Below are 8,051 nucleotides of genomic sequence, written 5' to 3' on the forward strand. Positions count from 1 at the left end.
TCGATGACGACGAACAGATAGAGTTTGCCTTCCTCGGTGCGCACTTCAGCGATGTCGATATGAAAGTATCCAATGGGATACTTCTTGAACTTCTTTTTCGCAGGTTTATCGCCATCTACATCCGGCAACCGACTGATGCCGTGGCGTTGATAGCAGCGATGCAGGGATGAGCGGGACAGGTGCGGGATCGTGGATTGCAAGGCATACAGGCAGTCATCCAAAGGAATAGCGTATGCTGGCGGAAAGCCACGCACATGGCTTCCTGCTCCTTCGTCAGAACGGTCGACGCAGGTTCCTTCGGTCCCATCGGCGCATCGTGAACGAAGTCCCGCTTCTTCTACTTCGCCACCGTCTTCGGATTAATCCCGTGACGCTCCGCCAGAACGTTCAGGCTCTCTTGACTATGTTGTATCGCTCGACGGGTCGCCTCTGTCGTACGGACTCTTCCATGCAGTATCTGTCCCATAATTCCTCCTTCAGTAGCTGGTTATATATTACACCAGCATACCGCGGGACTAAACATCTTAGGAAAACACTTTTCAGCTCTCTTTCTTGGGTTCCGCTAACCAAATTCTGATATGGGATTGCGGGAAGAATCTTGGGATTCTTCTGAATCAAGAAAATCTTTTTGTCGCGCTCATTGATGAGCAAATAAAAAATAGATGAACCGTTCATCCCTCCAAAGCAAGCAATGATCTTGCTTATTACCGCGCAACTCAGGTTAACTCCCTCGCCAATTTATGAACGCATTTAGCCTCACTCGTGTTCAAACATAATTTGCCGCACCACTCATATTACTCAGCTGGACTAAAGCTTTCTTGCATCGTCTTTTTACCATAAGTTATCTGAGCCGAAAAACGCAAGAAATTCAATCTACTTGCGACCATGATCTATAATAGGCAATATATTCCAGCCTAGGAGTTTTTCAATTACTGACTTATTTTTGTCACGCGTAACCAAAACCAAGATGAAATAAATGTAAATGTATTAGCCAACGTCCATAAATAACCCATTGATTTAATTTGCAGACCAATTATTCATTTTCAACAAGATAAGAGACTAACTTATTGAACTTACTTGAGAACTCTAAATCTTAGTTATTATAGTTGACTAGTTCAGTCAGGTATTATATAGTTGACAAAAATAATCAAGTATTATTTACACAACAAACCTCAATTTTTACTTACCTAATTTTTATTGTACTAAGGAATATGGTATGAGACTGACAACGAAAGGACGATTCGCAGTGACAGCACTTTTAGATCTCGCGATGCAGCACAGCAATGGACCTGTCACACTTGCTGATATCAGTCAACGTCAAAAAATTTCACTGTCATATCTTGAACAATTGTTTGCAAAATTACGCCAACGTGAACTTGTTGATAGTGTGCGTGGTCCTGGTGGCGGTTATTGCTTAGCTAAGAGCCTGGAGCAAGTATCTATCGCAGATATTATTCTCGCTGTCGATGAACCAATTGATAACACGCGATGTGGCGGTAAAGAAAATTGTCTGAATGATGGCAAATGCATGACACATGATCTTTGGGCAGAGCTCAATGACATTATTTTCAATTATCTTGGCAGCGTAACATTAAGGCAATTGGTCGATGAACAAAAACAACGTGATGAGCAGCGTGAACAAGCAGTTGTCAAGTTATACGATATGCGTGAAGCAGCATTTTAGTTTTAATTTATAGAGAAAAATTATGGCGATCACATTGACTGAACGTGCAGCCAAACAAATCCAGCAGCAACTAACAAAGCGTGGTAAAGGGTTGGGTCTACGGATAGGTATAAAAAAATCCGGATGCTCCGGTTTTACTTATATCTTTGATTATGCAGATGAAATGAAAGAAGAAGATCAACTCTTTGAGTCGCATAACGCAAGAATAGTTATAAAACGCGATAACCTATCTTATTTTGATGGATCAGAGATAGATTTTGTCAAAGAAGGTTTAAATAGTACTTTCAAGTTTAACAATCCCAATATTGGAAATACATGCGGTTGCGGTGAAAGCTTCAGCCTCAAAACACCTGAAGAGTCTAAGGAAAATATATAAAAATGAGTGCTGTACTACAAAATCTTGTAAACCAGCCTTATAAGCATGGTTTCGTCACAGAAATAGAATCAGATATTGCACCCAAAGGACTTAACGAAGAAATCATTCGATTGATCTCATCCAAGAAGAATGAGCCTGAATGGTTGCTTGCATTCAGACTGCAAGCTTATGAAAAATGGCTCAGCATGTCTGAACCACAGTGGCAAAACGTCAATTACCCAAAAATTGATTATCAATCGATCAGTTATTATTCAGCACCTAAGCCGAAGAAAAAATTAGCTAGTATGGATGAGGTAGATCCTGAATTGCTACGCACATTTGAGAAACTTGGCGTACCCATGCATGAACGAGCAGCGTTAGCAGGTGTTGCTGTTGATGTCATTTTTGACAGTGTATCCGTTGCAACGACTTATAAAGAAAAACTCGCTGAAGTCGGAATTATCTTTTGCTCGATTTCTGAGGCTGTCCAAACTCATCCAGAATTAATTAAAAAATATCTTGGAACAGTTGTACCAGTTGGCGACAATTTCTATGCAGCTCTTAATTCGGCGGTATTTACCGATGGCTCATTTTGTTTTATCCCCAAGGGCGTTAAATGTCCCATGGATTTGTCGACTTACTTTCGTATCAATACTGAGGAATCAGGACAATTCGAGCGTACGCTGATCATTGCCGAAGAAGGTGCTTCTGTTTCCTATCTGGAAGGATGTACTGCACCTAAGTTTGATACTAATCAATTACATGCAGCTGTCGTTGAACTGATTGCGCTGGATAATGCCGAAATCAAATACTCGACTGTTCAAAACTGGTATGCGGGAGATGAAAAAGGCGTTGGGGGTATTTATAATTTTGTTACTAAACGTGGATTAGCGAAAGGAGTTAATTCGCGCATTTCCTGGACCCAAGTTGAAACAGGAGCTGCCATTACCTGGAAATATCCTTCCTGTATTTTACGTGGCGAAAATTCTGTTGGAGAGTTTTATTCGGTTGCTGTTACCAATAATTATCAGCAAGCCGATACAGGCACAAAAATGATTCATATCGGAAGAAATACGCGTAGCACTATTATTAGTAAAAGTATTTCAGCGGGATATTCCAATAGTAGCTATCGTGGCTTAGTAAGAATTGCACCTACAGCTGAGAACGCTCGTAACTATTCACAATGTGATTCGATGCTCATTGGTGATCAATGCGGCGCAAATACCTTTCCTTATATCCAGGTCAATAATAATAGCGCTAAAGTTGAGCATGAAGCATCCACTTCAAAGATTGGTGAAGATCAGCTTTTTTATTTCTTCCAGCGCGGAATTGGTGCTGAAGAAGCTGTATCAATGATAATCAATGGATTCTGTAAAGAAGTTTTTCAACAGCTACCTATGGAATTTGCAGTTGAAGCAACGAAATTACTCAGTTTTAAATTGGAAGGAAGTGTCGGATGATCAATCAGGACAGTAAAACAATCCTTGAAGTACGTGGTTTACATGCAAATGTAAACGGTATTGAGATACTTAAAGGTCTTGATCTCACAGTCAAGAGTGGAGAAATACACGCAATCATGGGGCTCAATGGATCTGGCAAAAGTACTTTTGCCAAAATTCTAGCTGGCCATCCTGCTTATGAAGTAACTGCGGGAACTATTATCTTCAACGATCAAAATCTTTTTGATCTTGAACCCGAAGAACGTGCTCGTGCCGGTGTGTTTCTTGCATTTCAATATCCAATCGAAATACCGGGCGTCGCTAATAATCAATTCTTGCGGTTAGCATACAATACAGTTCAGTCCCAACGTGGCAAAGAAGAACTTGACCCTCTTGAATTTGATGATTTTGTACGCGAGAAAATGAAATTACTCGAAATGAATCCAGATTTTCTGGATCGTAGCGTTAATGAGGGATTCTCGGGCGGAGAAAAAAAACGTAATGAAATTCTACAAATGGCATTACTCGAACCAAAACTCGCCATTCTGGATGAAACAGATTCAGGACTCGACATTGATGCGCTCAGGATTGTAGCCAATGGTGTGAACCAGCTTACCAATAAAGATAATGCAACCATTTTGGTTACGCATTACCAACGCTTGCTTGACTATATTGTGCCTGATTATGTACATGTGATGGAAGCTGGACGAATCATCAAAACAAGCGGTAAAGAACTTGCCAAGGAACTGGAAGCCCATGGCTATGACTGGATAAATGCCGATGATCATAGTAAGACAGCTGGAGTACGGCTATGAGTACAGCCACTAGCAATAGCTATCTTGATAACCTCCTTCAGTCATGGCAAAGACCGCCAGCTTCATCCTGGCTTGATCAGCTTCGTGCGAACGCGATGGATAGCGTTGGTACGCTCAGGATGCCGTCGACTCAAGATGAAGAATGGCGTTTTACTGATATTTCACCTCTTAGTCGTCTGCCTTATCCAGTAGCCCATGCAGCACCCAAAGTACAACTCTCGGATATTAAACATTGCTATCTCGAAGAAGCCAGCTGTCGGCTGGTATTTGTAGACGGTCAATTTGTACCCGAGCTATCAAACATTGCTGATAATGCAAGTGCTATTATTGGCAATTTATCATCGCTCCTTCCTACTGGGGATACGATTGCTCGCTATCTTGGTCAGCTAGCAGAATTTCAGAATGATGTTTTTACGGCGTTAAATACTGCTTTTCTTCGTGATAGCGCCTGTATCATTATCCCGAAGAATAAGTCAGTAACTACACCTATTCATTTGCTGTTCATATCCAAGCAAACAGAAGTTACCAGTTATCCTCGCTGCCTATTGATTGCCGAAGCTGGTAGTAATGCGACAATTATCGAGGATTACATTACTACTGAAGAAGCGCCTTATGTGACGAACTCAGTCGTTGAAATGAGTCTTGCCAATACCGCGCATGTCAACCATATTCGTGTACAGCGCGATAATCAGCAGGCATTCCATATTGGAAATTGTACGGTATCTCTTGCTCATGCAAGTCAGTACCATTCAGTCAGCATAACGTTAGGAGCTTATATTTCTCGCTATAACCTGAATGTAATATTGTCAGGTGAAGGTGCTGAATGTGCTGCAGATGGATTGGTATTGATTTCTGGACGTCAACTTGCCGATACCCATACATTCATCGATCATGCGAAACCGCATGGCAAGAGCCGCCAGCTCCATAAATGTATCGTCGATGGGATGGCACATGGGGTATTCAATGGAAAAATCATGGTACGCCCACATGCTCAGCTAACGGATTCAACGCAACTAAGCCGTAATCTTTTACTGACTAATAAAGCCCGTATTGATACCAAGCCACAACTTGAAATATTTGCTGATGATGTCAAATGCGCGCACGGCGCAACAGTAGGTCAACTCGATAAAGAAGAAATTTTCTACCTAAAAAGTCGCGGCCTCTCTGAATTGACTGCGCGTAATTTGCTAACTTATGCATTTGGTGGTGAAGTGATTGATCGCATTCCAATTTCTTCACTTAAAAGGCAACTCGAAGAAATCGTCCTTGCAAGAACACAGATATCCTGAAACATGAAATTAGTTGATGCCTTATTAGACATGAATACTTTCCCAACTTCAGAGTTGGCAGCACGATATCGTGCCGATTTTCCCATTCTCAATCTTAAAATAAACGATAAGCCACTTGTTTATCTGGATAACGCAGCATCAAGCCAAATGCCTCAACCAGTCATTGATTGTCTGGTGCGATATCAAACAACTCAGCATGCAAATATCCATCGTGCGGTGCACTACCTTTCTGAAATAGCCACACAGGAATATGAAACGGCACGACGCACATTGCAACACTTTATCAATGCTCGTGAAGATAGAGAAATCATCTTTACCAGTGGTACAACAGATGCCATTAATCTAGTCATGCATGGTTATGGTCGCAAATTTATTAAGAGTGGTGATGAAATTATTTTAACGAATCTTGAACATCACTCAAACATTGTGCCATGGCAAATGTTAGCGGAGGAAAAAGGCGCAACAATCCGCGTCGTACCTATCAATGACGCGGGCGAGCTATTAGTTGATGAGTATGAAAAATTATTTAATCCTAGAACTCGCTTTGTTGCAATAACGCATGTATCGAATGCACTGGGCACCATCAATCCGATTAAAAACATGATTGCTTTTGCTCACCAACAAGGGGTACCGGTTTTGATTGATGGCGCGCAAGCTGCTGCCCATATAAAAATCGATGTGCAAGATCTGGATTGTGATTTTTATGCCTTTTCTGGCCACAAATTATGTGGACCGACAGGAATAGGTATCCTCTATGGTAAAGCTCAATTGCTAGAATCCATGCAACCTTTCAAAGGAGGGGGTGATATGATCGCCTCGGTATCCTTTGAAAAAACGACCTACAACACTATTCCGTATAAATTTGAAGCAGGTACTCCTCCTATTGCTGCTGCGATTGGCTTTGGTGCCGCAATTGATTACTTATCGAAGATTGGGTTAGATGCGATTGCAGCTTATGAGCATAAACTGCTTAATTACGCAACCGAACAGATTGAAACTATTCCCGGTGTGCATATCATCGGTAATACGCAGACGAAAGTTGCTGTCTTGTCATTTACCATTGATGGTGTTCACCCTCATGATGTGGGAACACTTCTTAATCAAGAAGGAATCGCTGTACGCACGGGTCACCATTGCGCACAACCCATTATGCAGCGCTTCAAAATACCTGCAACATCGCGTGCCTCATTTGCTTTTTATAATACTAAGACAGAGGTTGATGCTTTGATAGCTGGTATTCATTCTATACAAAAGGTTTTTTCATAATGAATTTAAAATCAATTTATCAGGAAGTTATTCTTGATCATAATCGCAAGCCGCGTAACTATGGCACGCTTGATAATGCAAATCATCACGCCACAGGGCACAATCCTTTATGTGGTGATCGCATCGATCTTGCTTTGCATATGGAAGGAGAGCACATTGATCGTATTGCATTTCATGGAGAGTCATGTGCTATATGTAAAGCATCCGCTTCAATGATGACGGCTACTGTCAAAGGGAGGTCACGGTCAGAAGCAGAAACTTTGATAAAAGAATTTCGGGAAATGGTGGTTGGTAATCTCGATCTTTCAGGACCTCATCACCTTGGAAGACTAGCTGTATTTGCTGGAGTACGTGATCTACCTACACGGGTCAAATGTGCAATTCTGCCTTGGCATACCTTGCAAGCTGCATTGAATTCTGATGCTCTCGTATCGACTGAAACAGTAGAAGATTCAGTCCATGCTGCTACAAGTAATGGCTAACCAGAAAAAATTAGCGATAGCATAGAAACACTATAAAAATAGTTAAAACAAAATGCCAAAAATAGCTGAAATAGAAGGTACCCCTAACCCAAATGCTTTAAAGTTTGTTCTAAAAGAACCTCTTACCTGGGGCGTAAGTCATTCATATGACAGCGCTGAACAAGCAAAAGATGATCCATTGGCATTAGCTTTATTCGAAATAGATCATGTTACCAACGTCTTTTATGTCGACCGCTGGATTACGATTACTCAAGATGGCGAAGCTGACTGGCAAGATCTCGCGCGTGCTGTTGCCGATCCGATCCGGTCTGCACCAGCAGCTCATGCACAATCTACTGAGACAGTAGCAGCAGCAAATGAAATATTAGCTAACTTGAACCCTGAGGACCAAAAACGACTTGAGCGCATCAATATATTATTAGATGAGGAAGTTCGCCCCTACTTACAAAATGATGGCGGAGATCTTCATGTATTGGGTCTTGAAGGGAATGTTCTCAAAATCCATTATCAAGGTGCATGTGGTACTTGCCCTAGCTCGATCTCTGGAACACTCAGAGGAATTGAGCGATTGTTAAGAACAATTGAGCCGGATATGGTGCTTGTCTCTGCCTGAGAAAATATAGATAACGTGAGTTCGACATAAGAATCACAACCCTACAAGTGGAAGAGCTTGAGTGAATCTGATATTAAGTGAAGGTTTCTTCTCGCGGAACGTGTAAGC

At 41.6% G+C, this 8,051-nt stretch carries 8 protein-coding genes and 1 pseudogene; 8 read left to right on the forward strand and 1 reads right to left on the reverse strand.

From position 1 onward, the window contains the following. Positions 1–466, reverse strand: a pseudogene (locus BLV54_RS13870) (IS481 family transposase); the annotation flags it as partial. A gap of 750 nt (positions 467–1,216) precedes the next feature. Between BLV54_RS13870 and iscR the strand changes: the two are divergent. From iscR to BLV54_RS13915, 8 genes are read left to right on the forward strand one after another with little or no spacing between them, the layout of a single operon-like run. Then, positions 1,217–1,684, forward strand: coding sequence for a Fe-S cluster assembly transcriptional regulator IscR (gene iscR, locus BLV54_RS13880; protein ID WP_090572212.1), 468 nt, complete (start codon positions 1,217–1,219; stop codon positions 1,682–1,684). 22 nt (positions 1,685–1,706) lie between these two features. Continuing rightward, positions 1,707–2,060: a HesB/IscA family protein gene (locus BLV54_RS13885; RefSeq protein WP_090572213.1), complete on the forward strand. Its 354-nt coding sequence runs from the start codon at positions 1,707–1,709 to the stop codon at positions 2,058–2,060. A gap of 2 nt (positions 2,061–2,062) precedes the next feature. Next, a complete protein-coding gene (sufB, locus tag BLV54_RS13890) occupies positions 2,063–3,499 on the forward strand; it encodes a Fe-S cluster assembly protein SufB (RefSeq protein WP_090572214.1) in 1,437 nt (478 codons plus the stop codon). Next, a complete protein-coding gene (gene sufC, locus BLV54_RS13895) occupies positions 3,496–4,293 on the forward strand; it encodes a Fe-S cluster assembly ATPase SufC (protein ID WP_090572215.1) in 798 nt (265 codons plus the stop codon). Before sufB ends, sufC begins: the two co-directional genes overlap by 4 nt. Then, complete coding sequence (gene sufD, locus BLV54_RS13900) at positions 4,290–5,582, forward strand: Fe-S cluster assembly protein SufD (RefSeq protein ID WP_090572216.1); 1,293 nt, start codon at positions 4,290–4,292, stop codon at positions 5,580–5,582. Before sufC ends, sufD begins: the two co-directional genes overlap by 4 nt. A 3-nt stretch (positions 5,583–5,585) precedes the next feature. After that, entirely contained in the window at positions 5,586–6,848 is a 1,263-nt protein-coding gene (locus BLV54_RS13905) for a cysteine desulfurase (protein WP_090572217.1), read from the forward strand. Next, positions 6,848–7,330: a Fe-S cluster assembly sulfur transfer protein SufU gene (gene sufU / locus BLV54_RS13910; protein ID WP_090572218.1), complete on the forward strand. Its 483-nt coding sequence runs from the start codon at positions 6,848–6,850 to the stop codon at positions 7,328–7,330. Before BLV54_RS13905 ends, sufU begins: the two co-directional genes overlap by 1 nt. Positions 7,331–7,382: 52 nt before the next feature. After that, positions 7,383–7,943: a NifU family protein gene (locus BLV54_RS13915; RefSeq protein ID WP_090572219.1), complete on the forward strand. Its 561-nt coding sequence runs from the start codon at positions 7,383–7,385 to the stop codon at positions 7,941–7,943. Positions 7,944–8,051: the final 108 nt, after the last annotated feature.

Origin of the sequence: Nitrosomonas sp. Nm33 (genome assembly GCF_900107265.1) — a bacterium.
Lineage (GTDB): Bacteria > Pseudomonadota > Gammaproteobacteria > Burkholderiales > Nitrosomonadaceae > Nitrosomonas.